Origin of the sequence: Cupriavidus sp. SZY C1, assembly GCF_032190535.1 — a bacterium.
GTDB lineage: Bacteria > Pseudomonadota > Gammaproteobacteria > Burkholderiales > Burkholderiaceae > Cupriavidus > Cupriavidus pauculus_C.
Genome location: NZ_JAUANU010000004.1, coordinates 89,474 through 116,229, shown reverse-complemented (window position 1 = coordinate 116,229; position 26,756 = coordinate 89,474). Strand labels below are relative to the sequence as shown.

22 protein-coding genes are annotated in these 26,756 nt (G+C 69.0%); 17 read left to right on the top strand and 5 right to left on the bottom strand.

The annotated features are described in order from the left end of the window. Positions 1–37 precede the first annotated feature (37 nt). Genes def through smc form a run of 4 tightly spaced genes read right to left on the bottom strand, consistent with a single transcriptional unit; the run spans position 38 to position 7,622 of the window. Positions 38–571 (bottom strand): peptide deformylase, encoded by a 534-nt coding sequence (gene def, locus QTN24_RS08805; RefSeq protein WP_124684143.1) that lies wholly within the window; start codon positions 569–571, stop codon positions 38–40. Further along, positions 568–2,709 carry an NAD-dependent DNA ligase LigA gene (gene ligA / locus QTN24_RS08800; RefSeq protein WP_313836515.1) on the bottom strand — a complete coding sequence of 714 codons (2,142 nt, stop codon included), beginning with the start codon at positions 2,707–2,709 and terminating at the stop codon, positions 568–570. Before ligA ends, def begins: the two co-directional genes overlap by 4 nt. A gap of 13 nt (positions 2,710–2,722) precedes the next feature. Next, on the bottom strand, positions 2,723–4,105 hold the full coding sequence (locus QTN24_RS08795) for a cell division protein ZipA C-terminal FtsZ-binding domain-containing protein (protein ID WP_313836514.1): 1,383 nt from the start codon (positions 4,103–4,105) through the stop codon (positions 2,723–2,725). Position 4,106: 1 nt separating this feature from the next. Next, complete coding sequence (gene smc, locus QTN24_RS08790; RefSeq protein WP_313836513.1) at positions 4,107–7,622, bottom strand: chromosome segregation protein SMC; 3,516 nt, start codon at positions 7,620–7,622, stop codon at positions 4,107–4,109. 395 nt (positions 7,623–8,017) lie between these two features. Here smc and QTN24_RS08785 point away from each other — a divergent pair, with 395 nt between their 5' ends. From QTN24_RS08785 to prmB, 7 genes are all read left to right on the top strand, one after another. Beyond that, complete coding sequence (locus tag QTN24_RS08785; RefSeq protein ID WP_313836511.1) at positions 8,018–8,857, top strand: ferritin-like domain-containing protein; 840 nt, start codon at positions 8,018–8,020, stop codon at positions 8,855–8,857. A 111-nt stretch (positions 8,858–8,968) separates the two neighbouring features. After that, positions 8,969–10,168 (top strand): succinyldiaminopimelate transaminase, encoded by a 1,200-nt coding sequence (gene dapC, locus QTN24_RS08780; protein WP_313836510.1) that lies wholly within the window; start codon positions 8,969–8,971, stop codon positions 10,166–10,168. 106 nt (positions 10,169–10,274) lie between these two features. Then, positions 10,275–11,099, top strand: coding sequence for a 2,3,4,5-tetrahydropyridine-2,6-dicarboxylate N-succinyltransferase (gene dapD, locus QTN24_RS08775; RefSeq protein WP_124684137.1), 825 nt, complete (start codon positions 10,275–10,277; stop codon positions 11,097–11,099). Positions 11,100–11,172: 73 nt separating this feature from the next. Further along, complete coding sequence (locus QTN24_RS08770; protein WP_253699832.1) at positions 11,173–11,532, top strand: hypothetical protein; 360 nt, start codon at positions 11,173–11,175, stop codon at positions 11,530–11,532. A gap of 53 nt (positions 11,533–11,585) precedes the next feature. Next, positions 11,586–11,933 (top strand): arsenate reductase, encoded by a 348-nt coding sequence (locus QTN24_RS08765; protein WP_124684135.1) that lies wholly within the window; start codon positions 11,586–11,588, stop codon positions 11,931–11,933. 22 nt (positions 11,934–11,955) lie between these two features. Beyond that, complete coding sequence (gene dapE / locus QTN24_RS08760) at positions 11,956–13,107, top strand: succinyl-diaminopimelate desuccinylase (RefSeq protein WP_313836506.1); 1,152 nt, start codon at positions 11,956–11,958, stop codon at positions 13,105–13,107. Positions 13,108–13,123: 16 nt separating this feature from the next. Continuing rightward, the gene (prmB, locus tag QTN24_RS08755) at positions 13,124–14,017 is read left to right on the top strand and encodes a 50S ribosomal protein L3 N(5)-glutamine methyltransferase (protein WP_313836504.1); all 894 of its coding nucleotides are present in this window, start codon (positions 13,124–13,126) and stop codon (positions 14,015–14,017) included. A 56-nt stretch (positions 14,018–14,073) separates the two neighbouring features. Here prmB and QTN24_RS24900 read toward each other — a convergent pair whose 3' ends face one another. Then, a complete protein-coding gene (locus tag QTN24_RS24900; RefSeq protein ID WP_409558994.1) occupies positions 14,074–14,667 on the bottom strand; it encodes an RcnB family protein in 594 nt (197 codons plus the stop codon). A 352-nt stretch (positions 14,668–15,019) separates the two neighbouring features. Between QTN24_RS24900 and QTN24_RS08745 the strand changes: the two genes are divergently transcribed. The 10 genes from QTN24_RS08745 to QTN24_RS08700 all read left to right on the top strand — a co-directional run bounded on the left by QTN24_RS08745 (position 15,020) and on the right by QTN24_RS08700 (position 26,746). Then, entirely contained in the window at positions 15,020–15,745 is a 726-nt protein-coding gene (locus QTN24_RS08745; protein ID WP_313836503.1) for a FadR/GntR family transcriptional regulator, read from the top strand. Then, positions 15,745–16,770, top strand: a complete 1,026-nt coding sequence (locus QTN24_RS08740) for an L-idonate 5-dehydrogenase (RefSeq protein ID WP_313836502.1) — start codon at positions 15,745–15,747, stop codon at positions 16,768–16,770. The genes QTN24_RS08745 and QTN24_RS08740 overlap by 1 nt, the downstream gene beginning before the upstream one ends. A 74-nt stretch (positions 16,771–16,844) precedes the next feature. After that, positions 16,845–17,840 carry a sialic acid TRAP transporter substrate-binding protein SiaP gene (locus tag QTN24_RS08735; protein ID WP_124685097.1) on the top strand — a complete coding sequence of 332 codons (996 nt, stop codon included), beginning with the start codon at positions 16,845–16,847 and terminating at the stop codon, positions 17,838–17,840. A gap of 211 nt (positions 17,841–18,051) precedes the next feature. Continuing rightward, positions 18,052–18,675 carry a TRAP transporter small permease gene (locus QTN24_RS08730; RefSeq protein ID WP_124684130.1) on the top strand — a complete coding sequence of 208 codons (624 nt, stop codon included), beginning with the start codon at positions 18,052–18,054 and terminating at the stop codon, positions 18,673–18,675. 10 nt (positions 18,676–18,685) lie between these two features. Then, on the top strand, positions 18,686–20,089 hold the full coding sequence (locus tag QTN24_RS08725) for a TRAP transporter large permease (RefSeq protein WP_124684129.1): 1,404 nt from the start codon (positions 18,686–18,688) through the stop codon (positions 20,087–20,089). A 64-nt stretch (positions 20,090–20,153) separates the two neighbouring features. After that, positions 20,154–20,909, top strand: a complete 756-nt coding sequence (locus QTN24_RS08720; protein ID WP_313836498.1) for an SDR family oxidoreductase — start codon at positions 20,154–20,156, stop codon at positions 20,907–20,909. A gap of 17 nt (positions 20,910–20,926) precedes the next feature. Beyond that, on the top strand, positions 20,927–22,465 hold the full coding sequence (locus QTN24_RS08715) for an altronate dehydratase family protein (protein WP_313836496.1): 1,539 nt from the start codon (positions 20,927–20,929) through the stop codon (positions 22,463–22,465). Between the two features lie 28 nt (positions 22,466–22,493). After that, positions 22,494–23,705 (top strand): D-mannonate dehydratase ManD, encoded by a 1,212-nt coding sequence (manD, locus tag QTN24_RS08710; RefSeq protein ID WP_124684126.1) that lies wholly within the window; start codon positions 22,494–22,496, stop codon positions 23,703–23,705. A 49-nt stretch (positions 23,706–23,754) separates the two neighbouring features. Further along, positions 23,755–25,290 (top strand): mannitol dehydrogenase family protein, encoded by a 1,536-nt coding sequence (locus QTN24_RS08705; RefSeq protein ID WP_313836494.1) that lies wholly within the window; start codon positions 23,755–23,757, stop codon positions 25,288–25,290. Positions 25,291–25,441: 151 nt separating this feature from the next. Then, entirely contained in the window at positions 25,442–26,746 is a 1,305-nt protein-coding gene (locus QTN24_RS08700) for an MFS transporter (protein ID WP_124684124.1), read from the top strand. The last annotated feature ends 10 nt before the right edge of the window (positions 26,747–26,756 follow it).

Here is a 26,756-nt window from a genome sequence, read left to right as displayed (position 1 = left end):
GCCGCAAGCCGCGACGATCCAGCCATCCTCCCCAACCTCAATCGTCGTAATTCGCCGGCAGTTCTGGAAACAGGATCTCCGTGAACCCGAACCGCGTGAAATCTTTGATCCGCATCGGGTACAGCACGCCGATCAGGTGGTCGCATTCATGCTGGACCACACGGGCGTGGAAGCCTTCGGCCACGCGCTCGATCGGGTTGCCGAGCATGTCGAAGCCCGAGTACCTGAGCCGCAGGTGGCGTGGCACCACGCCGCGCAGCCCCGGCACCGACAGGCAGCCTTCCCAGCCCTCCTCCATCTCGTCGGACAGCGGCTCCAGCACCGGATTGATCAGCACGGTCTTGGGCACGGTGGGCGCGTCCGGGTAGCGCGGATTCCGGTCGAAGCCGAAGATCACCACCTGCAAGTCGACGCCGATCTGCGGCGCGGCCAGGCCGGCGCCGTTGGCGTGTTCCATCGTGTCGAACATGTCGTCGATCAGCAGCCGCAGCTCTGGCGTGTTGAACTGCGTCACGGGCCGCGCCTGCTGCAGCAGCCGGGGATCGCCCATCTTCAGGATTTCGCGGATCATTGTGGCTCTCCTTCGCCGGCGTCGGCCAGCAGCTTCAGCATCCCGTCCTCGTCCAGCACGGGCACGCCCAGGGCCTGGGCCTTCTCCAGCTTGCTGCCCGCCTCGGCGCCGGCCACCACGTAGTCGGTCTTCTTTGACACGGAGCCCGCCACCTTGGCACCGGCGGCCTCCAGCTTTTCCTTGGCGTCCTCGCGCGACAGCGTCGGCAGCGTGCCGGTCAGCACGATGGTCTTGCCGGCCAGCGGCAGCGGCGCGCGGGCCGTGGGCTCCGATTCCGGCCAGTGTACGCCCGCCGCGCGAAGCTGTTCGATCACCTCGACGTTGTGCGATTCGGCCAGAAAGCCCGCGATCGACTGGGCCACGACCGGCCCCACGTCGTTGACTTCCAGCAGCGCGGCCTCGTCGGCCGCCAGCAGGTTGTCGAGCTTGCCGAAGTGCTTGGCCAGGTCCTTGGCCGTGGCCTCGCCGACATGGCGGATGCCCAGCGCGAAGATGAACCGGTTCAGCGTGGTGGACCGCGACTTGTCGATGGCAGCCACGAGGTTCGTCGCCGACTTGTCGGCCATGCGGTCCAGCGCGGCCAGCTTGGCCACGCCGAGCTTGTAGAGGTCGGCCGGCGTGCGGACGATGCCCATGTCCACCAGCTGCTCGACGATCTTGTCGCCCAACCCGTCGATGTCCATCGCGCGCCGCTGCGCGAAGTGGATCAGCGCCTGCTTGCGCTGCGCCGCGCAGATCAGCCCGCCCGTGCAGCGCGCCACGGCCTCGCCTTCCAGCTTCTCGACGTGCGACCCGCACACCGGGCACGCGGTAGGCATCACGAACGCGCGGGCGTCGGCCGGGCGGCGTTCCAGCACCACGGCCACCACCTCGGGGATGACGTCGCCGGCGCGCCGCACGATCACCGTATCGCCCACGTGCACGTCCTTGCGGCGGATCTCGTCCTCGTTGTGCAGCGTGGCGTTGGTCACCGTCACGCCGCCCACGAACACGGGCGCCAGCCGCGCCACCGGGGTAATCGCGCCGGTGCGGCCGACCTGCACCTCGATGTCTTCGACCGTCGTGGTCATCTCCTGGGCCGGGAACTTGTGCGCCAGCGCAAAGCGCGGCGCGCGCGAGACAAAACCCAGTTGCTCCTGCTCGGGAATCGCGTTGACCTTGTACACCACGCCGTCGATGTCGTACGGCAACTGGTCGCGCCGGGCGCCGATGTCACGATGGAACGACAGCAGCCCCTGGGCGCCCTTCACCACCCGGCGCTCATCGCAGACGGGCAGGCCTAGTGCGGCAAACCCGTCCAGCATCACCGCATGCGTCGGCGGGCGCTCGGCGCCCTCCAGCTCGCCCAGCCCGTAGGCAAAGAACGACAGCGGCCGCCTGGCCGTGATGCGCGGGTCCAGCTGGCGCAGGCTGCCGGCGGCGGCGTTGCGCGGGTTGACGAAGGTCTTCTCGCCGGCCTCGGCCTGGCGCGCGTTGAGCTTGTCGAAATCGGCGCGGTACATGAACACCTCGCCGCGCACTTCCAGCACGGCCGGCGCCTTGCCGCGCAGCTTCAGCGGGATGTCCTTGATCGTCCGCACGTTCGCGGTCACGTCCTCGCCGGTCTCGCCGTCGCCGCGCGTGGCGGCCTGCACGAGCCGGCCGTCCTCGTAACGCAGCGACATCGCCAGGCCGTCGAACTTCAGTTCGCAGCTATATTCCACGCCGTTGTCGTCCGCCTCGGCGGCGCTGAACAGGTCGTCGGCCGGCGCGGCCACGGGGGCCCGGCCCAGCCCCTGCGCGCAGCGGCGGTCGAAGCTGACCACGTCCTCGTCCTCGAACCCGTTGTTCAGCGACAGCATCGGCACGCGGTGGCGCACCGTGTCGAACGCGGCCAGCGGTGCCCCGCCCACGCGCTGGGTGGGCGAGTCGTCGGTCAGCAGGTCGGGATGCTCGGTTTCCAGCGCCTGGAGCTCGCTGAACAGCGCGTCGTAGTCGGCGTCGGGGATGGTCGGCGCATCGAGCACGTAGTACTGGTAGCTATGGCGATCGAGTTCGGCGCGCAGCCATTGCACGCGCTCGGCGGGAGAGGCGTCGGCCGGCAATGCGCCGGCGGGCGCGGGGGCCGGAGCCCGCGCGCCTTCGTTCTTGGCGGTCATAGGGGGCTTGTCGTCAGACGCTGAACAGCCGCTGGGCCACCGGCGATCCGGCCGGCATGCCGCGCGCTTCCAGCTTTTCGTAGAGTTTTTCGAGCTGGGTGAAGATGGCCACGAACGACGCCTCGCTGAGCGGGCGCATGTTGTCGTCCACCAGTTGCGCGCCCATCCGCTGGGCCAGGCTGTAGCCGTACTCGCAGACCGTCTTGAACGGCTTGATGGCCTGCGCGGCCTGCGGCACGTCCAGCAGCAGCGTGATCTGGCGGCCCGCGTTCAGCGTCAGGTCGTCGCGCAGGAAGTTCGTGTCGCCGAACTGCAGCGTGAACAGCGGCTTCTGCACGCCGTCGGCGCCAGGTTCATAGCGGATGAAGCGCGTGCCGTCGCGGGACAGCACCAGGCCGTCCTGCGTGGCCACGGTCTGCACGTAGGCGGCCGACCACGGCGCGCCATCGGAAATCACGTTCACGCCAAGCTGCACGTCCGCGCTGGCGGCAAACCCGTCCAGTTCGCGCGCGTTGGCCACGGTTTCTGTCATGTCGGGCAGTTCGGCCGACGCGTCCAGCGCCTCCGCCAGCGCCTCCACGGCGTTGACGAATTCCGAGAACTCCAGCGCGTTGAGCGGGCCGCTGCGGTTGGCAAGCTGCACCGCTACCTGCAGGTCTTCGTACTGGTGGCCGGCGGTCACCGGCTCCCAGGCGTTCGATTCCACGCGCAGGCCCTCGATGTGGACCTGCTTGGTGCCGGCGCGGCGCAGCCGTCCGGTCAGCGGCAGGATGCGGTCGCCCGACGCCTTGCGCTCCAGGTGCATCGGCACGATGCAGTCGATTAGCGGGTCGATCGTCGCCGGCGCGGGCTGGCCGTCCAGCGGGGCGGGCTCGACGGCCGGGCGAGGCTTGGCCTCGGCGGCTTTCAAGGGTTCGGTGGGCTCGGCGGGTTGGGCCGCCTGGGCCCGATGGGCCGGCGCCAGTGCTTCGGCCTCCGCCTGGGCGTCGGCCGGCGCCGCGTGGGCGCCAGCGTGGGCAGCCGGGGCTGCGGCGACGGCCACTTCGTCGGTCACGATCTCGTCGGCATCGGCCGTGCTTGCCGCGGCGTGCGCGGCGGCCGAGGCCGTCGCCACGGCTGCGGCGTCGGCGTCCGTGTCATGGCGCAGGCCCTTGCCGGCCTCGCCCAGCGTCGGCTCGCGGCGCGAGACGTGCTCGGGCGGTGGGGCCTCGCGCAGCTTGGCTTCCGTTTCCGGCTGGATGGTCTTGCCCACCACCGGCTCGCGCATCGGCGGCAGGTCGTCCTCGGGCATCAGCGGCCGCACGCGGCGCGCCTTGTGGATCTGCCAGCGGTTATAGGCCACCAGCAACAGGAGCAATACAACACCCGCGATGATCAGTGCGTTCTGCAGTTCCATCTTAAGCGGCCTCCGCCATCGATACGGCTGCATCCATGTCCACCGCCACGATCCGCGAGACCCCCTGCTCCTGCATCGTCACGCCAATCAACTGGTGGGCCATCTCCATCGCAATCTTGTTGTGGGAAATAAAAACGAACTGTGTCTTGTCCGACATACGCGCCACCATGTTGGCGTAGCGCTCGGTGTTGGCGTCGTCCAGCGGGGCGTCCACCTCGTCCAGCAGGCAGAACGGCGCCGGGTTGAGCTGGAACATCGCAAACACCAGCGCGATGGCCGTCAGCGCCTTCTCGCCACCCGAGAGCAGGTGGATCGTCGAGTTCTTCTTGCCGGGCGGCTGGGCCATCACCTGCACGCCGGCGTCGAGGATTTCCTCGCCGGTCATGATCAGCCGCGCCTGTCCGCCGCCGAACAGCGACGGGAACAGCTCGCCGAAGTGGTGGTTGACCTGGTCGAACGTGCCTTGCAGCAGCGCGCGGGTTTCCTGGTCGATCTTGGCGATGGCGTCTTCCAGCGTGTTGATCGCGTCGGTCAGGTCGGCCGACTGGGCATCGAGGAACGTCTTGCGCTCGCGCGCGGCGGCCAGTTCGTCCAGCGCCGCCATGTTGACGGGGCCCAGCGCGTTGATCGCGTTGTTCAGGCGCGTCACCTCGCCCTGCAGGTACGACGGCTTCAGGTCGCCGGTCAGCTTCTGGGCCAGCGCGGCCTCGTCCACCTCGGCCGTGGCCAGTTGCTCGGTGAACTGCTCCTGGTTCAGGCGCGCGGCCTGCTCCTTGAGCTGGTATTCGGTGATGCGGTCGCGCAGCGGCTGCAGGCTGCGCTCGGCGGCCAGCCGCTGTTCGTCGAACTGGCGCAGCTGGGCCGACAGCGCGTCCAGCTCGATGCGCGCGGCGGCCAGCTTCTGTTCCTTCTCGGCGCGCACTTCCAGCGCTTCCTGCAGGCCGGTGTTGGCGGTCTGCTCGTTGATCGTTTCCAGCTCGGCGCGGGCGTTTTCCAGCGATTCGGCCACGCGCTCGCTCTGGTCGGCGGCCATCTGGATGTTGCGGCGCAGCTCGTCGATGCGGCCGGACAGGTTGCGCTCGGCGAACACGGCCTCCTGGGCTGCGCGTTCGAGGTCGCGCAATTGCTGGCGCGCGTTCGTGAGCCGGGTATCCAGCGCGTCGAAGGCCATCTGCTGGTCCTCGTGCGACGCCTGCAGCTCGGCCAGCTGGGTATCGTGCTGTTCGAAGCTCGCCTCGGATTCGGCGCGGATCGCGCGCTGTTCGTCGATCTGGGCATCGATCTCGGCCAGTTCCTCGCGGATCTGGTTGCTGCGGGCCGAAAAGCGCTCCATGGCCTGCGACAGCTTGAGCACGTCCATCTGCAGCGCGTGCACGCGGCGCGTGGCCTGCTCGGCGCGGGCGCGGGCCTCGATCAGCGTGGTGCTGGCGTGCGTGTAGGCCGTCTCGGCGCGCACGGCCTGCGACTTGGCCTCGTCGGCCAGCAGCAGTTGCGCGCGCGACTGCTTCTGCAGGTTCTCGATTTCCTGCTCGCGGGCCAGCATGCCGGCCTGCTCGGAATCGGCGGCGTAGATCTGGATGCCGTTGCGGCCCACCAGATGGCCGTCGGCCACCACGAACTGAGCGCCTTCGGGCAGCGTGTGGCGAGCGGCCAGCGCCTGCGGCAGGTCGGTGGCCGTGTAGACATCGGCCAGCCATTCCTGCATCACGGCGCGGATGCCCGGCTCGGTGATCTGCACCAGCGACATCAGCGGCCGCAGCCCGGCCGGGGCCTCGACGGGCCGCGCGGCGGCCGGCGGCGTGTAGAACGCCAGCTTGGCGGGCGGGGCATCGGACAGGAAGCCCTTGATCCCGTCCAGGTCGGACACTTCCAGCGCCGCGAGCTTCTCGCGCAGCACCGATTCCAGCGCGTTTTCCCAACCCGGCTCGATATGGACCTTCTTCCACAGGCGCGGCAACTCGGCCAGCCCGTGGCGCTCCAGCCACGGCTGGACCTTGCCGTCGGCCTGCACGCTTTCCTGCAACTGGCGCAGGGCCGCCAGGCGGGCGTCGAGCGAGGCGATGGCCGCGGCCTCGCTGGTCACGCGCTCCTGCGCGGCGCGGCGCTCGGCATCCAGGCGCGGCAGCGCTTCCTCGGCCTCGGTCAGCGCGGCCTGCGCTTCCTCCTGCATGGCTTCCTGCTCGGCCAGGTCCATCCGGAGCTCTTCCAGACGCACCTCGTCGGGCCGGTCCAGCCCCTGTTCCTCGCCCTTCAGGCGTTCCTTGCGCTGCTCAAGCTGCTGCAGCATCTGGTTGGCGTTGCGCTGGTGCGCCGCTTCGAGCTTCAGCGCCTGCTCGGCCTGCATGATGCCGCTGCGCTGGTCGTTGAGCTTCTGCTGGGCGTCGCGCCATTGCGCTTCCAGCGTGGGCAGTTCCTCGCTCTTCTGGGCCACGGTGTCCTGGGCTTCGAGCGTGCGGGCCTCGGCCAGCGCCAGGTCTTCCTCGGCCTGCGCGATGTCGTCATTGGCCTGGTCGGCCTTGCCCTGCCACTGCTCGCGCTGGGCGGTCAGGGCGGCGATCTGCGCCTGCAGCCGGTTGCGCGATTCCACCACGTAGCGGATCTCGGCTTCGAGCTTGCTGACTTCGGCATTGGCTTCGTAGAGCGCGCCCTGGGCGGCGTGCATGCCGTCCGACGCCGCGTAGTGGGCCGCGCGCATCGTCTCCAGCTCGGCCTCGACATGGCGCAACTGGGCGGTCTGGGCTTCCAGGTCGATCTGCGCCTGCTCGATGGCCCGGGCGTGCCGCTCCTGCTCGGCCTGCGCCTCGCGCTTGCGGAGCAGCCACAGCAGGTGCTGCTTTTCCTCGCCTTCGGACTGCAACTGGCGGAACCGCTGCGCCACCTCGGCCTGGCCTTCCAGCTTTTCCAGGTTGTTGCCCAGTTCGCGCAGGATGTCTTCCACGCGGGTCAGGTTCTCGCGGGTGTCCGACAGCCGGTTCTCGGTCTCGCGGCGGCGTTCCTTGTACTTCGACACGCCGGCCGCTTCTTCCAGGAAGATCCGCATGTCGTCGGGCTTGGCCTCGATGATCCGCGAGATCATGCCCTGCCCGATGATCGCGTAGGCGCGCGGGCCCAGGCCGGTGCCCAGGAAGATGTCCTGGATGTCCTTGCGGCGCACCGGCTGGTTGTTGATGTAGTAGGACGAGGTGCCATCGCGCGTCAGCACGCGCTTGACCGCCACTTCGGCGTACTGGCTCCACTGCCCGGCGGCGCGGCCCTCGGCGTTGTCGAAGACCAGTTCCACGCTGGCCCGGCCGGCCTGCTTGCGCGCCGTGGACCCGTTGAAGATCACGTCCTGCATGGATTCGCCGCGCAGCTCCGACGCACGTGACTCACCCAGCACCCAGCGCACCGCGTCGATGATGTTGGACTTGCCGCAGCCGTTGGGACCTACGATGCCGACCAGTTGGCCCGGCACTTGAAAATTGGTGGGATCGACGAAGGACTTGAAGCCCGCCAGCTTGATCGAGGACAGTCGCACGGTTGTCGTGTGGTTTGGGCGATACGAATTGGGAAATGCCGGGCCCATGCCGGAGAACACGGCATGGCGTGACGCCTGCGCCGCAAACTGCCCCCGGGGCCCGATAGATTGGCGCTAATCATACCATCGCCAATCCATGGGTCGGCCGCTTTATCGCCCGTGGCGGCCGGCGCGCGGCCACGTTCCGCCCGCGCCGAAAAGCCATAACTTTCCGAGGGTTGCGCGCGATTCTGCAAGCGGTTTCCACTGCGGCTCGTTGTTTCATGAAAACGTCACACCGCCGGGCCGGACTGAAACTAATCAGGGTTAGTGCTAGTCTTTGCAATGGTTGGCGTGACGCCGGAGACCCCTCTGGCAAGCGCTGTCCCCGCCGCACCGCCGCAGGAGGATCGAGCATGACTGCAACACCGCCGGCCCAGGCGCCGGCCGACCTGCCCTGGTCGATTGCCGACATCGACTACGCCGCCATCGACGTCGCACGCGTCCGCGACAACCGCACCCTGTTCTACCTGCTCGTCGGGGCCTCGTTCGTCGAGAGCGGGTCCGACACCTACGCCGGCAACCTGGCCAGCTACTACGCCGCCGTGCCCGAGGCCGCCGAATGGCTGTCGCGCCACTGGGAGGCCGAGGAACTGCAGCACGGCCTGGCCCTGCGCCGCTACGTCGAGCACGTCTGGCCCGAGTTCGACTGGGAACTGGGCTATCGCCGGTTCTTCGAGGAATACAGCGCCACCTGCTCGATCGACAACTTCGAGCCGACCCTGGCGCTGGAAATGGCGGCCCGCTGCGTGGTGGAGACCGGCACGGCGTCCTACTACCGGGCGCTGGAGCAGGCCAGCGACGAGCCGGTGCTGCGCGACCTCTCCCGGCGCATCGCCAGCGACGAGGTGCGTCACTACAAGCATTTCTTCCGCTATTTCAACGAGTTGAGCGACCGCGAGCGGCTTGGGCGCGGCAAGGTGCTGTCGGCGCTGGCGCGCCGGCTGCTCGAAATCAAGAACGAGGATACCGAGATCGCGCTGCGCAACGTGCTGCGCGTGGAACAGGGCCGCGAGGACGTGCCCGAGCGCGAAGTCCGGGCGCTGAACTCGCGCTGCAGCGCCGTGGTGCGGCGCCATCTGCCGATCGAGATGACGGTCAAGATGCTGTTGCGGCCGCTGCACCTGCACGCGCGGCTGGAGAGCCTGGTCAGGCGGCCGATCGTCGCCATGGTGTCGCGCGTGATGCTGTACTGAGGCCTTGCCACAGGCCCGCGGCGCCGGCGCCGCACGGCCGGCACGGCGCCTGTGGCGGCGCGCGGCATTCCTTTATAATGCTGCGTTTCAACCGCCGCCCCGCCTGCCACCGTGAATCCGCGCCTCGACCTGCTCCAGACCTATCCTTTCGAGAAACTGCGCGGGCTGGTGGCCGATGTGAAACCGGCCGACAAGCCGGCCATCAGCTTCGGCATCGGCGAACCCAAGCATCCCACGCCGCAGTTCATCAAGGACGCGATGACCGCGTCGCTGTCCGGGCTGGCCGTCTATCCGGCCACCGCCGGCACCAGCGAACTGCGCGAGACCATCGCCGGCTGGCTGGAGCGCCGCTACGGGCTGCCGAAGGTCGATGCCGCCACCGAGGTGCTGCCGGTCAGCGGATCCCGCGAGGCGCTGTTCGCGTTCGCGCAGACCGTCATCGACGCCAGCCAGCCCGACCCGCTGGTGCTGTGCCCGAACCCGTTCTACCAGATCTACGAAGGCGCCGCCCTGCTGGCCGGCGCCCGGCCGGTCTTTGCCAACAGCGATCCGGCCCGCAACTTCGCGCCCGCGTTCGACCAGATCGGCGCCGACGTCTGGCCCCGCGTGCAGCTGCTCTACGTCTGCTCGCCGGGCAACCCCACGGGCGCCGTGCTGTCGCTGGACGACTGGAAGCAGTTGTTCGATCTGTCCGACCGCTACGGCTTCGTGATCGCGTCGGACGAGTGCTATTCCGAGATCTATTTCGACGAGGCCACGCCGCCGCTGGGCGCGCTGGAAGCCGCCCACAAGCTGGGCCGCGGCTTCGAGCGGCTGGTGATGTTCTCCAGCCTGTCCAAGCGGTCCAACGTGCCGGGCCTGCGCTCGGGCTTCGTGGCCGGCGACGCGGCCATCCTGCGCAAGTTCCTGCTGTACCGCACCTACCACGGCGCGGCGCTGAACCCGGCCGTGCAGGCCGCCAGCGTGGCCGCGTGGCGCGACGAGTCGCACGTGCGCGACAACCGCGCCGCCTACGTGCGCAAGTTTGCCGAGGTCACGCCGCTGCTGGCCGAAGTGCTGGACGTGGCCCTGCCCGACGCGGCGTTCTACCTCTGGGCCGATGTCTCGCGCACGGGCCTGACCGATACCAAATTCGCGGTGCGCCTGCTGGCCGAACAGAACGTGGCCGTGCTGCCCGGCAGCTACCTGGCGCGCGATGCCCACGGCGTGAACCCCGGCCGCAACCGCGTGCGCATGGCCCTGGTGGCCACGCCCGACGAATGCCTGGAGGGCGCGCGCCGGATCGTCGAATTCTGCAAGTCGCTGGGCTGACGCGGCGCGCACGCTTTTTCCTGCTTCACCGATCGAATGCCCTGGCGCCGGGGCGCAAAGCTTCCGGCGCCTTCCCCTGAACACAATCACTACCGAGAACACCATCATGACGCAAGCTCTGCAAGCCCTGATCGACCAGGCCTGGGAAGACCGCACCAGCCTGAGCCCGAAGTCCGCGCCGAACGATATCCGCGAAGCCGTGGCCAACGTGATTTCGCAGCTCGACAACGGCTCGCTGCGCGTGGCCGAGAAGCAAGGCAAGGAATGGATCGTCAACCAGTGGGTCAAGAAGGCCGTGCTGCTGTCGTTCCGCCTGGAAGACAACGCGCCGATGAGCGCCGGCGGCTTTGCCCAGTTCTACGACAAGGTGCCCACCAAGTTCGCCAACTGGAGCCAGGAAGACTTTGCCCGCGCCGGCTTCCGCGTGGTGCCGCCGGCCGTGGCCCGCCGTGGCTCGTACATTGCCAAGAACGCCGTGCTGATGCCGTCGTACACGAACATCGGCGCCTACGTGGACGAAGGCACGATGGTCGACACCTGGGCCACCGTGGGCTCGTGCGCGCAGATCGGCAAGAACGTTCACCTGTCGGGCGGCGTGGGCATCGGCGGCGTGCTGGAGCCGCTGCAGGCCAACCCGGTCATCATCGAGGACAACTGCTTCATCGGCGCCCGTTCGGAAGTGGTGGAAGGCGTGATCGTGGAAGAGAACTCGGTCATCTCGATGGGCGTGTACCTGGGCCAGTCGACCAAGATCTACGACCGCGAGACCGGCGAGATCCACTACGGCCGCGTGCCGGCCGGGTCGGTCGTGGTGGCCGGCAACCTGCCGTCGAAGGACGGCAAGTACAGCCTGTACTGCGCCGTGATCGTCAAGAAGGTGGACGCGCAGACCCGCGCCAAGACCAGCCTGAACGACCTGCTGCGCGACTGATCCGTCGCGCCTGCCGCCGGGCCCGCCCCGGCGGCCGGACACCCCGCCGATGCCATCCCTCCGCAAGCGACTCATGGCCCTCGACCCCGCTACCGTCAGTACCGTGCTCTCCCTGCTGCCCACCATCCTCGAACAGGCCAACAAGACCATCGAGAAGCTCAAGAAAGGCAAGCGCAAGGACGATGCCGCGCCCGCCGACAGCGCCGAGCCGCGCGACCCGGCCGCACGCATCGCGGAACTGGAGGCCGCGGCCGTGCAGCAGGCCGAGGCGGTCAAGATGCTGGCCGAGCAGCACGCCATCACGATCGAGGCGCTGCGCAAGGAGGCCGGCCGGCTGGACCGCCGGCTGCGCCTGATGACCGCCGTGGCCATGGCCGGCGTGGCATTCGGCCTGGGCGGGCTGGTCATCGCGATCAACCTGCTGTTCCGCTGACCGCGCCAGCCCATCCCGCGGCTTTCCCGCTACCCCACTCCGCACCCGGCACCATGACCGTCCTGCTCTACGGCATTCCCAACTGCGACACCGTCAAGAAAGCCCGCACGTGGCTGGACACGAACGGCGTCGCCTACACGTTCCACGATTTCAAGAAACAGGGCGTCGACGCCGCCATGCTCAACGCCTGGCTCAAGCACGTGCCGCTGGCCGTGCTGCTGAACAAGAAAGGCACCACCTACCGCGCGCTGTCCGATGCGGACAAGGCCCGCGCGGAGAGCGAAGCTGGCGCCGTGGCCCTGATGCAGGCCAGCCCGTCGCTGATCAAGCGCCCGGTCCTCGACCGCGATGGCCAGGTCAGCGTCGGTTTTTCCGCCGACACCTACGCCTCGCTGTTCTGACGTTTTCCGCTCCACCTGCCCCATGAATCCGACCCTTGCCCTGACCGAAGACCTGATGCGCCGCCGCTCGGTCACCCCTGCCGACGAAGGCTGCCAGGCCGTGCTCGAAGCACGCCTGCGCGCGCTTGGCTTTACCTGCGAGAACATCGTCAGCGGCCCTGACACCTTCCGCGTGACCAACCTCTGGGCGGTGCGGCGTGGCACGCAGGGCACGGCGGGCAAGCTGCTGGCCTTTGCCGGCCATACCGACGTGGTGCCCACCGGCCCGCTGGAGCAGTGGTCGTCGGACCCGTTCGAGCCCACCCACCGCGACGGCAAGCTCTACGGGCGCGGCGCGGCCGACATGAAGACGTCGATCGCCGGCTTCGTGGTGGCCTGCGAGGAATTCGTCGCCGCCCATCCGGACCACGCCGGCTCCATCGCGTTCCTGATCACGAGCGACGAGGAAGGCCCGGCGCACGACGGCACGGTCAAGGTCGTGGAGGCCCTGGCCGCGCGCGGCGAGCGGCTGGACTACTGCGTGGTCGGCGAGCCGACCTCGGTCGACACGCTGGGCGACATGGTCAAGAACGGCCGCCGCGGGTCGCTGTCGGGCAAGCTGACGGTCAAGGGCGTGCAGGGCCATATCGCCTACCCCCATCTGGCGCGCAACCCGATCCACCTGGCCGCGCCGGCGCTGACCGCGCTGGTGGCCCAGACGTGGGACACCGGCAACGAGTACTTCCCGCCGACAACGTGGCAGATGTCGAACATCCACGCCGGCACCGGCGCCACGAACGTGATTCCGGGCCATGTGACGATCGACTTCAACTTCCGCTTCTCGACGGCCAGCACGCCGGACGGCCTGAAGCAGCGCGTCCACGCCATCCTGGACCAGCACGGGCTCGACTACACGCTGGACTGGACGCTCGGCGGCGAGCCGTTCCTGACGCCGCGCGGCGAGTTGTCGGACGCGCTGTCGGCCGCCATCGCCGCCGAGACGGGCGTGACCACCGAGCTGTCGACCACCGGCGGCACGTCCGACGGCCGCTTCATCGCCCGGATCTGCCCGCAGGTCATCGAATTCGGCCCGCCGAACGCCAGCATCCACAAGATCGACGAACACGTGGAAGTGCGCTTCATCGAGCCGCTCAAGAATGTCTACCGTGGCGTGCTCGAACGCCTGATCGCCTGATTTCCGGGGTCCGCACATGGCCAATACCTCCCCTCTCCAGACCGTCCGCGACCTGCTGCGCCTGGCCGTCTCCCGCTTCACGGCCGCCCGGCTGTCGTTCGGGCACGGCAGCGCCAACGCCTACGACGAAGCCGCCTACCTGGTGCTGCACACGCTGAACCTGCCGCTGGACACGCTGGACCCGTTCCTGGACGCCCGCCTGCTGCCCGAGGAAGTGGACGCGGTGCTCAAGGTCATCGACCGCCGCGTGACCGAGCGCGTGCCCGCCGCGTACATCACGCACGAGGCGTTCATGCACGGCCTGCGCTTCTACGTGGATTCGCGCGTGATCGTGCCGCGCAGCTTCATCGGCGAACTGCTGCAGGACGGCCTGGAGCCGTGGCTGGGCGATACGGCGCAGATCGGCCCGGTGCTGGAGCTCTGCACCGGCTCGGGCTGCCTGCCGATCATCGCCGCCCACGTCTGGCCCGCCGCCCGCATCGACGCGGTGGACATCTCGCCCGACGCGCTGGCCGTGGCCCGCCGCAACGTGGCCGACTACAAGATGGAAGACCGCATCGCGCTGTACGAGGGCGACCTCTACGCGCCGCTGCCGTCGGGGGCCACCTACGACGTGATCCTGACCAACCCGCCCTACGTCAACGAACAGTCGATGCGCGAACTGCCGGCCGAGTACCTGGCCGAGCCGCGCCTGGCGCTGGCCGGCGGCGACGACGGCATGGACATCGTGCGCCGGATCGTCGCGGGCGCCCGCAAGCGCCTGAACCCGGGCGGCGTGCTGGTCGTCGAAATCGGCAACGAACGCGCCAACGTGGAAGCCGCGTTCCCGGACCTGGACATCGTCTGGCTGTCGGTCAGCGCCGGCGACGACCAGGTGTTCCTGGTGACTTATGATGCACTGCCGGACTGACCAGTAAAAAACGCGCCGGATCTCCGGCGCGTTTTGTCTTGCCTACCCACCGGGGATCAGCTTCCTCCCGGCCCCACCGAGTAGATCGTCCCGTTGGACGATACCTGGTAGTAGTCGGCGCCGACGCCGACCCAGTGGTGGCCCTTGCGCGGGGCCGGCAGGTTGTAGTCCTTGTACTTGTCGATCACGTACTGGCGGTCACGGAATTCGGCGGGCAGCTTGTCCCCCTTGCTCCACTTCTTGGGCGCGTACGGCGACTGGGCGCCCATCGGCTGTGAGCCCATGGACGGGCTGGACGACATTGCGCCCGACGGGCGGCTGCCTGGCTGGGACATGCCCTGGCCCTGCCCCTGCATGCCCTGGCCTTGGGACATGCCTTGTCCCTGCGACATGCCCTGCCCCTGCGACATACCTTGCCCCTGCATACCTTGCCCCTGCGACGTGCCGCTCGGCTGGCGGCCGCCCGTGGCGGGTGGCATCGGCGTGGCGGTAGGCGGCATGGCGCCAGCCTGGCCGGGGGCGGGCATCGGCCGGGGACCGGCGGGTTGCGTCTGACCGGGCACCTGTTGCTGTTGCTGGGCCTGTGCGAACGGCACGGCGAGCATGCCGGCGGCGACCAGGACGGCGGGTATTAACGTCTTCGTTTTCATCGTGATCTCCTCACAGATGGAACACGTCAGACTGCCCGCGAACCGGACAGTCCCAACCAAGCTTAGTAGCAAATGCGGGGCCCGCATAAGCACGGCAGCCGCCGCACGCGCGTTTCATCGAAAATTCCTCAACGTTTTCAACGACATAGCGACCGCCGCCCGGTAGCGGCCGGCATGGACAATCCTGCCGCCGAATGGCCCGGCCGGTAGTTTTGGGCGGCACGGCCTGCGTAAATTGAAGTGACGGCCATGCTGCGGCGCGCCACAACTTTTCCTTGAAGGGGGGCCCGAAGTCTCCTAGAAATTGGTCTGACCGCTTGACCATTTGTCCGCTGCTCTGCCGGGAATCCCCATGCCGCTTCAGCAGATCGAACCGCGTCGCCTTTACCGCCAGATTGCCGACCAGTTGCGCCGGCTGATCGAGTCGGGCGAGTTTCCCGTCGGTTCGCGGCTGCCGCCCGAGCGCGATCTGGCGGTGCAGCTTGGCGTGTCGCGCCCGTCGGTGCGCGAGGCGCTGATCGCGCTGGAAGTGGAAGGACTGGTCGAGGTGCGGATGGGATCTGGCATCTATGCCTGCGCCGCCGACGCGGGCCGGCCGGCCGGCGTGGTGGCCGCCCCGCCGCTGGACGTGATTCGCGCCCGGCAGATCATCGAAGGCGAACTGGCGGCCGGCGCCGCGCGCCACTGCACCCCGCCGCTGCTGGACGCGCTGGCCGAATCGGTCACGCTGATGGAGGAAGAAGCCGGCGGCGGCAACATTCCCGTGCGCGGCGACCGGATGTTCCACCTGCGCATTGCCGAGGTGGCCGAGAACGCCGTGCTGCTGCGGCTGGTGGCCGAGCTGTTCGACGAGCGCCACAACCCGCTGTTCGCGCAGTTCGGCAACCACTTCGAGAACGCGGAGAGCTGGGCCGCCGCCATTGCCGAGCACCGCGCCGTGATCGACGCCATCGCGCTGGGCGCCCCCGACCAGGCCCGCAGCGCGATGTGCGAGCACCTGGAGCGGTCGCACAGCCGCTTCTACGCGGCGTGGCCGGGCCACGCCAAGGACGCGAGACTGTCGACGGAGGAGTCGTGATGTCCCTGACCTGCCATATCCACGCCAGCGAGGACCTGCGCTTCTCCGACGTCGAACCGGCCGCGCCGGGCCCGCACGAGGTGCTGGTGCGGCTGGGCGCCGCCGGCATCTGCGGGTCGGACCTGCACTACTACTTCCACGGCAAGGTCGGCGCGTTCGTGATCCGCGAGCCGCTGACGCCGGGACACGAGGCGTCCGGCATCGTCGAGGCCGTGGGCAGCGCCGTCACGCGCCTGGCGCCGGGCATGAAGGTGGCGATCAACCCGTCGCACGCGTGCGGCCAGTGCGACTACTGCCGCGCCGGCCGCGACAACCTCTGCCGCCAGATGCGATTCCTGGGCAGCGCCAGCGTGTATCCGCACGTGCAGGGCATGTTCCGGCAGCACTTTCTGATGCACGAGGCGCAACTGACGCCGGTGACCGCCGATATCTCGCTGGGCGAACTCGCGTTTGCCGAGCCGCTGTCGGTGGCGCTGCACGGCGTGCACCGCGCGGGCGACCTGCTGGGCAAGGCCGTGCTGGTCACGGGCGGCGGCACCATCGGCAGCCTGGCCGTGATGGCGGCCCGGCTGGCCGGCGCGGCGAAGATCGTCGTCTGCGACATCGCGCGGCGGCCGCTGGACGTGGCGCTGTCCGTGGGTGCCGACGACGCGATCCTGACCACCGAGGCGCCAGCCAGCGCGTGGCAGGACATTGCCCATGTCAGCCTGGAAGCGGCCGGCAGCCCGGCGGCGCTGGACACCTGCCTGGCCGCCACGCGGCGCGGCGGGCGCATCGTCCAGGTCGGCACGCTGCCGGCCGAGGGGCTGCACTTCCCCGCCAACAACATCATGGCGCGCGAACTCGACTACGTGGGCGCGTTCCGCTTCGGCCGCGAGTTCGACTGGGCCGTGCAATACCTGACCAGCCGGCGGCTCGACGTGCGCCCGCTGCTGTCCGCGCAGCTACCGCTGGCGCAGGCGGCAGAGGCGTTCCGGCTGGCCGCGGACAAGTCGCGCAGTACCAAGGTTCAGTTGACCGGGTGACGTTTCGCCCCCTCGCCGCCGACCGGCCATCCGATAAAGGCCGGCGGCATCTTCACGGATAGGAGACATTCATGATGCATCGCCGCCGTCTGTTGTCGTCCATGCTCGGTGCCGGCCTGCTGCTGGCCGCCGCCCTGACCACCCCCGCCCAGGCCCAGCAGGCCGCGCCGACCAAGCTCAAGTGGGCCCACGTCTACGAGACGTCCGAGCCATTCCACAAGTGGTCCGTGTGGGCAGCCGAAGAGATCAGGAAGCGCAGCAACGGCAAGTACCAGATCGACGTCTTCCCGGCGTCGCAGCTTGGCAAGGAGAACGACATCAACCAGGGCCTGGCGATGGGCACCGTGGACATGATCATCTCGGGCTCCAGCTTCGCGGCCAAGTCGTTCCCGCGCATCGGGGTGACCTACTACCCGTACATCTTCCGCAATCCCGACCACCTGCTGGCCTACACCCGGAGCGACATCTACAAGGAACTGACGGCCGGCTACGAGCAGAAGACGGGCAACCACATCGTGGCCACCACGTACTACGGCACGCGGCAGTCCACGTCGAACAAGCCGTTCTCGCACTGCGCCGAGATGAAGGGCCTGAAGATGCGCGTGCCCGACGTGCCGGCCTACCTGGCCATGCCGCGCGCGTGCGGCGTGAACACGTCGCCCATCGCGTTCGCCGAGGTCTACCTGGCGCTGCAGAACGGCACCGTCGAGGCGCAGGAAAACCCGCTGACGACGATCGAGGCGAAGAAGTTCTACGAGGTGCAGAAGTACATCGTGCTGACGGGCCATATCGTCGACCACCTGAACACGATCATCTCCGGCGCGCTCTGGAAGAAGCTGTCCGAGCCCGAGCGCAAGATGTTTGCCGAGGTGGCGCAGGAAGCCGCCGCCAAGGCCACGGCCGACGTGGTGGCGCGCGAGAAGGAGCTGGTGGCCGTGTTCAAGCAGAAAGGCATCACGGTGACCGAGGTCAGCATCCCGGAATACCGCGACGCGGTGCTCAAGAACGTCAGCGTGGAATCCCAGGGCTACCGCAAGGCCGACTGGGAGAAGATCCAGGCGGTGAAGTAGCGCGCTATCCGGCTCCCGCCCTGGCGGGAGAGGGTTGGGGGTGAGGGCCGGTGGTTCCACGTCGGACCCGTCGCAACTTGCACCTCGACGCCCTCTCCCCCGGCCCCTCTCCCGCGCGCGGGAGAGGGGAGAAAGACAAGGCGCCCCCGCTCCCGCAGCCGGGAAACGGAGCCCCAGCACCGCACCCCCACCAACGGAACGGAGACATCCAATGGAAATGCGTTCCCAGGCCCTGCCGCCGGACCGGGATGCCCCGAGTCCGCCCGCGGGCGCCCCGCACATGACCTCGGTCGAGGAAATCGTCCAGAGCTTCGAGGAGGCCGACGCGCAGCCGGTGGACCTGTCCGGCTACGCCACCGAGGACTGGTTCACGGTGGGCCTGTTCTGGGTCATGACGATCCTGGTCTTCCTGCAGTTCTTCACGCGCTACGTGATGAACGACTCGCTGGCGTGGACGGAGGAGCTGGCCACCTACTGCCTGATCGGCGTGGTCTTCATCGGCGCGTCGATGTGCGTGCGCAAGAGCCGCCACATCCAGGTGGACCTGATCTACCGCTACCTGCCCCACGGCCCGGCGCGCGTGCTGTCGACGCTGGTGGACGTGCTGCGCACCGCGTTCCTGGGCTACGCGTGCTGGCTGGTCTGGAAGTTCATCGGCATCGTCGGCGACGAGCCCATGACCACCATCGAATGGAACAAGGGCCACGTGTACTGGATTGCGCTGGCGGGTTTCGTGCTGATGTTCGGGCGGTCGCTGCAGGTGACCGTGCAGAACTGGCGGCGCGGCTATTCGATCCTGGAGCGCCCGGCGGCGTTCGAGGCGCCGGACAACTGAGGAGCGCCGCATGTGGATCCTGATTGCATCGTTCCTGCTGCTGATGCTGGTGGGCATGCCCGTGGCCGTGTCGATGGCGCTGGCGTCGCTGTTCTACATCTGGGCCAGCGGCACCGTGCCCGACGTGATCCTGGCGCAGCGGATGATCGCCGGCGTCGAGAGCTTTCCGCTGCTGGCCGTGCCGTTCTTCATCCTGGCCGGCAACCTGATGAACGTGGCCGGCATCACCGGCCGCATCTACAACTTCGCCGTGGCGCTGGTGGGCTGGATGCGCGGCGGGCTGGGCCACGTCAACATCATCGGCTCGGTGATCTTCTCGGGCATGAGCGGCACGGCCATTGCCGACGCGGCCGGGCTGGGCACCATCGAGATCAAGGCGATGAAGGACCACGGCTACGAGACCGAGTTCGCCGTGGGCGTGACCGCCGCGTCGGCCACGCTGGGGCCCATCATCCCGCCGTCGCTGCCGTTCGTGATCTACGGGATGATGGCCAACGTGTCGATCGGCTCGCTGTTCCTGGCCGGCATCGTGCCGGGGCTGGTGCTGACGCTGTTCATGATGGCCACCGTGGCGTGGATCGCGCACCGGCGCGGCTGGGGCGGCGACACCGCGTTCTCGTGGAAGCTGCTGGGCGCGGCCACGGTGGAGATCGTGGTGGTGCTGGCGTTCCCGATGGCGATCTGGCTGGCCGTGTCGGCCGGCATGTCGACCAACATGGCCGCGATGATCGCGCTGGTGGTGCTGCTGGCGCTGGACTGGTACTTCGACTTCTCGGCCGTGATGGCGCTGATGGCGCCCGTGATCCTGATCGGCGGCATGACGCTGGGCTGGTTCACGCCCACCGAGGCCGCCGTGGCCGCCGTGATCTGGGCGCTGTTCCTGGGCCTGGTGCGCTACCGGTCGATGACGCTGCGGGCGCTGGCCAAGGCCACGCTCGACACGATCGAGACCACCGCATCGGTGCTGTTCATCGTCACGGCGGCGTCGATCTTCGCCTGGCTGCTGACCACCAGCCAGGCAGCCCAGGCGCTGGCCGACGCCATCCTGTCCTTCACCCAGAACAAGTGGGTGTTCCTGCTGCTGGCCAACGTGCTGATCCTGATCGTCGGCTGCTTCATCGACACCACGGCCGCCATCACGATCCTGGTGCCGATCCTGCTGCCCATCGTGCTCAAGCTTGGCATCGACCCCATCCACTTCGGCCTGATCATGACGCTGAACCTGATGATCGGCCTGCTGCACCCGCCGCTGGGCATGGTGCTGTTCGTGCTGGCGCGCGTGGCCAGGCTGTCGGTGGAGCGCACCACGGTGGCCATCCTGCCGTGGCTGGCGCCGCTGTTCCTGACACTGATCGCCATCACCTACGTGCCGCAGATCGTGATGTGGCTGCCCAACCTCGTCGGCGGCAAGTGACGGCACGCGCCGCCCCCGCCTTTGTTCGTTTGTCCGATAACGACCCGCACCCAAGGAGCCATCCATGTCGCAACGACTCGCCGGCAAGATCGCGCTGGTCACCGCCGCCGGCCAGGGCATCGGCCGCGCCACGGCCGAGGCGTTCCTGCGCGAAGGCGCGCAGGTGCACGCCACCGACATCAACCCCGAGACGCTGGCGGCGCTGGCCGCGCTGCCGGGCTGCCAGGCCCGCCGGCTGGACGTGACCGATGGCGCCGCCGTCGAGGCCGCCGCGCGCGAGATCGGCCGCATCGACGTGCTGTTCAACGGCGCCGGCTTTGTCCATCACGGCTCGATCCTGGACTGCGACGACGCCGCCTTCGACTTCTCGATGAACCTGAACGTGCGAGCGATGTACCGGATGATGCGGGCGTTCCTGCCGGCGATGCTCGACGCGGGCGGCGGGTCGATCATCAACATGGCGTCGGTGGCCAGCAGCATCAAGGGCGCGCCGAACCGGTTCGTCTACGGTGCCTCCAAGGCGGCCGTGATCGGCATGACCAAGGCCGTGGCGGCCGATTTCATCACGCGCGGCATCCGCTGCAACGCCATCTGCCCCGGCACCGTGGAATCGCCGTCGCTGCGCCAGCGCATCAGCCAGCAGGCCGCCGCCGGCGGCAAGACGCTGGCCCAGGTAGAGGCCGACTTCATCGCGCGCCAGCCGATGGGCCGCATCGGCACCGCCGCCGAGGTCGCCGCGCTGGCCGTCTACCTGGCGTCCGACGAATCGGCGTTCACCACCGGCACCGCGCAGGTCATCGACGGCGGCTGGTCCAACTGACCCCGACGGAGCGCCGCATGTCCGCACCGGCAGTCATCCGCATCCATCCCGCCGACGACATCGTCATCGCCTGCCGCCAACTGCTGCCCGGCACGGTGCTGCGCGACGAAGGCGTGACCGTGACGAGCCTCGTCCCCCCAGGCCACAAGGTGGCTGTGCGCGCCATTGCCGAGGGCGCGCCCGTGCGGCGTTACAACCAGGTGATCGGCTTTGCGCGGCAGGCCATCGCGCCGGGCCAGCACGTGCACACCCACAACCTGGCGATGGGCGATGTCTCGCGCGACCCGGCGTCCGGCAGCGACGTGCGCGACACCCCGCTGGCCACCGAGGCGCTGACCTTCGACGGCATCGTGCGGGCCGACGGCCGCGTGGCCACGCGCAACTACATCGGCATCCTGACGTCGGTGAACTGCTCGGCCACCGTGGCGCGGGCCATCGCCGACCATTTCCGGCGCGACATCCACCCCGAGGCGCTGGCGCCCTACCCCAACGTCGATGGCGTGGTGGCGCTGACCCACGGCGCCGGCTGCGCCACAGACAGCGAGGGCGAGAACCTGCGCGTGCTGCGCCGCACGCTGGCCGGCTATGCGCGCCATCCGAACTTTGCGGCGGTGCTGGTGGTGGGCCTGGGCTGCGAGACGAACCAGATCGACGGGCTGCTGGCCGAGCCCGGCCTGGCGGCGCTGGCCGACGGCGCGCGGCTGCACAGCTTCAACATCCAGGACACGGGCGGCACCGCCCGCACCGTGGCGCGTGGCGTGGACGTGGTGCGCGGGCTGCTGGCCGATGCCAACCGCGTGGCGCGCCAGCCGGTGCCGGCCAGCCACATCGTCGTGGGGCTGCAGTGCGGCGGGTCGGATGGCTACTCGGGCATCACGGCCAACCCGGCGCTGGGCGCCGCCGTCGACCTGCTGGTGGCGCAGGGCGGCACCGCCATCCTGTCCGAGACGCCCGAGATCTACGGCGCCGAGCACCTGCTGACGCGGCGCGCCGTGTCGCCGGCCGTGGCCGAGCGCCTGCTGGCCCGCATCCGTTGGTGGGAAGCCTATACGGCCCGCCACGCGGGCAACATGGACAACAACCCGTCGGCCGGCAACAAGGCCGGCGGGCTGACCACGATCCTGGAAAAGTCGCTCGGCGCCGTGGCCAAGAGCGGCACCACCAACCTCGTGGAGGTCTACGAATTCGCGCAGCCCGTGCAGGCGCGCGGACTGGTCTTCATGGACACGCCCGGCTACGACCCGGTCTCGGCCACGGGCCAGGTGGCCGGCGGCGCCAACCTGATCTGCTTCACGACCGGGCGCGGGTCGGCCTACGGCTGCGCGCCGGCGCCGTCGCTGAAGCTGTCGACCAATACCGCGCTGTGGCAGCGGCAGGCCGAGGACATCGACATCAACTGCGGCGACATCCTGGACGGCGACGCGACGATTGCCGACAAGGGCGCCGCCATCTTCCGGCTGATGCTGGACACCGCGTCGGGCCGCCAGACGCGCAGCGAGCAGCACGGCTACGGGCAGAACGAGTTCGTGCCGTGGGCGCTGGGCGCCGTGATGTGACAACCCGCTGGACTTCCGGAGACCCTGCATGAAGATCACCAACGCGCGCGTCATCGTCTGCTGCCCGGGGCGCAACTTCGTCACGCTCAAGATCGAGACCGACGAAGGGCTGACCGGCATCGGCGACGCCACGCTCAACGGCCGCGAGCTGGCCGTCGTCAGCTACCTGGAGGACCACGTCATCCCGTGCCTGATCGGCCGCGACCCGCACCAGACCGAGGACATCTGGCAGTACCTGTACCGCGGCGCCTACTGGCGGCGCGGCCCGGTGACGATGAGCGCCATCGCCGCCGTGGACACCGCGCTCTGGGACATCAAGGCCAAGGCCGCCAACCTGCCGCTGTACCAGTTGCTGGGCGGCAAGAGCCGCACCGGCGTGATGGTCTACGGCCATGCCAACGGCAGCGACATCGGCCACACGGTGGAAGAAGTGCTGCGCTACAAGGAGATGGGCTACAAGGCCATCCGCGCGCAGTCGGGCGTGCCGGGGCTAAACAAGGTCTACGGCGTGTCCGGCGACCGGCTGTTCTACGAGCCGGCCGACGCGAGCCTGCCGTCCGAGCACGACTGGAGCACCGAGCGCTACCTCGATCACACGCCGAAGCTGTTCGACAAGGTGCGCGACGCCGTGGGCCCGGACATCCACCTGCTGCACGACGTCCACCACCGGCTGACGCCGATCGAGGCGGGCCGGCTCGGCAAGTCGCTGGAGCCGTTCCGGCTGTTCTGGATCGAGGACGCCACGCCGGCCGAGGACCAGCGCGCGTTCCGGCTGATCCGCCAGCACACGGTCACGCCGCTGGCCGTGGGCGAGGTCTTCAACAGCATCTGGGACTGCCGCACGCTGATCGAGGAACAGTTGATCGACTATATTCGTGCGACGGTGGTGCACGCCGGCGGCATCACCCATTTGCGCCGGATTGCCGACTTTGCGGCGATGTACCAGGTCCGCACCGGCTGCCACGGGGCCACGGACCTGTCGCCGGCCTGCATGGGCGCGGCGCTGCACTTCGACATCTGGGTGCCCAACTTCGGCATCCAGGAGTACATGCGCCACACCGAGGAGACCGACGCCGTGTTCCCGCACGCGTACACGTTTGCGGACGGCATGATGTACCCCGGCGATGCGCCGGGCCATGGCGTCGACATCGACGAGGCGCTGGCGGCCCGCTACCCGTACCAGCGCGCGTACCTGCCCGTGAACCGGCTGGCCCACGACGGCACGCTGTGGCACTGGTAGCGCCGGGCCCCGGCGCAGGCGGGCAGGCCGACAAACAACGGAGACCGTGATGAGCGATATCGAACAGTTGCCGCGCCTGCACCCGGGCCGGCTCGCGGCCCTGCCGGCCGCCGTGCGCCGCCCCGGCTATCCGCGTGACCGGCTGCGCGCCGGCATCGTCCACCTGGGCATCGGCGCGTTCCATCGCGGCCACCAGGCCGAGATCACCGAGGCAGCCATCGAGGCGGCCGGCGAGGACGGTCTGCGCTGGGGCATCGTGGGCGTGTCGCTGCGCCGGCCCGACACGCGCGACGCGCTCAAGCCGCAGGACGGCCTGTATACGCTGGCGCTGCGCAGCGCCACGGCGCAGACGCTGCAGGTGGTGGGCGCCGTGCTGGACGTGCTGGTGGCCGAGGAAGACCCCGAGGTCGTGCTGGACCGTATCGCGCATCGCGACACCCACATCGTCAGCCTGACCGTCACCGAGAAAGGCTACTGCCACGACCCGGCCACCGGCGAGCTGAACCGCCAGGACCGTGGCATCGTCGAGGACCTGTCCGGCGGTACCCATCCGGTCACTGCCATCGGCTACCTGGCGCGCGGGCTGGCGCGGCGGATGGAACGCGGGCTGGGGCCCGTGACGCTGCTGTCGTGCGACAACCTGGCCGCCAATGGCGACACGCTGCGCCGCGTGCTGCTGGCCTTCTGCGCGCAGCTGGACCCGGCGCTGCACGACTGGGTGGCCGCGCGCTGCACGTTTCCGAACACGATGGTGGATCGCATCGTGCCGCGCACCACCCCCGACGACGTCGCGCAGGTCTCCGGCGCGATGGGCCTGTACGACGCCTGGCCCGTGGTCGGCGAGCCGTTCTTCCAGTGGGTGATCGAGGACCGCTTTGCGGCCGGCCGTCCGCAGTGGGAAGCCGGCGGCGCGCAGTTCGTGGCCGAGGCGCGGCCGTTCGAGGTGCTCAAACACCGGCTGGTCAACGGCAGCCAGTCGATGATGGCCTACATGGGCGTGCTGGCCGGCTGGCCCACCACCGACCGCGTGATCGCCCAGCCGGCCGTGCACACGTTCATCGCCGACACCATGGCGCGCGAGACCCAGCCCACGCTGCCGCCGCTGCCCGGGCTCGACGTGGACGCCTACCGCGCCAGCCTGCTGCCACGCTTTACCAACCCGGCGCTGGGTCATCGCACGCGCCAGATCGCCATGGATGGCTCGCAGAAGATTCCGCAGCGGCTGCTGGCGCCGATCCGCGACCGCCTGGCCGCCGGCCAGCCGTTTCCGCGCCTGGCGCTGGGCGTGGCCGCGTGGCTGCACTTCCTGCGCGGCTACGACGAAGCCGGCAACGCCTTCCCGATCGAAGACCCGCTGGCCCCGGCGCTGGCCGACGCGATGGCCCGCGCCGCGCGCGAGACCGAAAAACTGTTCGATCCCCGCACACGCGAACAGGCGCGCGTGCGGATCATCGCCGGCTTTGCGCCGGTGTTTGGCGACCTTGCGCAGTCGCCGGTCTTTGTCGACACCGTGGCCGCGCAGCTGGAAACGCTGTGCGCGTACGGCGTGACGGGCGCGCTGGGGCGCATCAACGGCGCGGACTAGTTCCAGCGGCGGCGCGGGCCAGCCATGCGCTGGCGTCATGCGACCATGCGCAGATATCGTTTCTCGCGCCCGGCACGGCACCCCTACCATCGGCCAGAGCCTGAAACAAGAACAGGCTTCCCAGCGTTCTGCCAAACAGGGAGAGAGAGACATGCAAGCCAGCGCCCCCGCCTATGCGGAGACGGTGCCCCCCATCGGGGCCAGTCAACGCCGCCGCGCCATCATCGCCACGGTGATCGGCAACGGCCTCGAATGGTTCGACTTCACGGTGTACAGCTTCTTTGCCGTGATCATCGCCAAACTTTTCTTCCCCACCGGGAACGACCTGTCATCGCTGCTGCTGGCCGTGGCCACGTTCGGCGTGGGCTTCTTCATGCGCCCCGTGGGCGGCATCATCCTGGGCGTCTACGCCGACCGCGTGGGCCGCAAGGCCGCGCTGTCGCTGACCATCCTGCTGATGGCGGCCGGCACCACGCTGATCGGCATCGCGCCCACGTATGACCAGATCGGCCTGTTCGCGCCGCTGCTGATCGTGGTGGCCCGGCTGATGCAGGGCTTCTCCGCCGGCGGCGAGATGGGCGGCGCCACCGCCTTCCTGACCGAGTACGCCCCGGAGACGCAGCGCGCCTACTATTCGAGCTGGATCCAGGCCAGCATCGGCGTGGCCGTGCTGCTGGGTGCCGCCGTGGGCACGTTCGTCACCTCGACGCTGAGCCCCGAGGCGCTCAATAGCTGGGGCTGGCGCCTGCCGTTCCTGATCGGCATGATCATCGGCCCGGTGGGGTTCTACATCCGCAACAACCTCGACGAGACGCCGACGTTCCAGGCCACCACCGACAAGACCGATTCGCCGCTGACCGAGGTGCTGCGCGACTACCCGCGCCAGACCGCCGCCAGCTTCTCGATGGTGATCCTGTGGACGGTCTGCACCTACGTGCTGCTGTTCTACATGCCGACCTACGCCGTGAAGGTGCTCAAGGTGCCGCAGTCCACCGGCTTCGTGGCCGGCATGGCCGGCGGCCTGGCGATCATGGTGTTCGCGCCCATCGTGGGCATGATGGCCGACCGCATCGGCCGGCGCGGGCTGCTGTCGGGCGCCGCCGCGCTGATCTTCGTGCTGGCGTGGCCCATGTTCGCCTACATCAACCACGCGCCGGGCCTGGCGTCGCTGCTGGTGTTCCAGATCGTGTTCGGCGTGCTGATTGCCGCCTACACGGGCCCCATCCTGGCCGCGTTTGCCGAGCTGTTCCCGGCCAAGGTGCTGTCCACCGGCCTGTCCGTGGCCTACAACCTGGCCGTGACGATCTTCGGCGGCTTTGCCTCGTTCTTCATCACGTGGCTGATCGCCAGCACCGGCAGCACCATGGCACCGGCCATCTACGTGATGATCGCGGCCGCCATCAGCTTCTGCGGCACGCGCCTGGTGCGCGAGCCGGCCTACCTGCAATCGAAGTAACCGCGAAGTC